The organism is Bradyrhizobium uaiense, assembly GCF_010811875.1.
Taxonomy (GTDB): Bacteria; Pseudomonadota; Alphaproteobacteria; order Rhizobiales; family Xanthobacteraceae; genus Bradyrhizobium; species Bradyrhizobium uaiense.
In genome coordinates, this window is sequence record NZ_VKHP01001244.1 from 1 (window position 1) to 216 (window position 216).

At 64.8% G+C, this 216-nt stretch carries 1 pseudogene; it reads right to left on the reverse strand.

The features are described 5' to 3' along the window. A pseudogene (locus tag FNJ47_RS49480) lies at window positions 1-216 on the reverse strand (electron transfer flavoprotein subunit alpha/FixB family protein); the annotation flags it as partial.

Sequence of the window (216 nt, forward strand, 5' to 3'; positions counted from 1 at the left end):
TCTCGATCGCGGCGCTGCCGCCTTCACCGGCGGCGGCGAAGGTCGAGGTGCGGACCGTGATCACCTTCTTGGCGTCCTTCGACTTCACGGTCTGGATCGCGTTGCCGGCATAGATCGGCCGCTCATATGTGTCGGGCGCGACGACCTTGATGATCTCGGAGACCTGCATGACGTCGAGCAGCGCTGCGACGCGCGGCATCACGTTCTTGAAGCGCG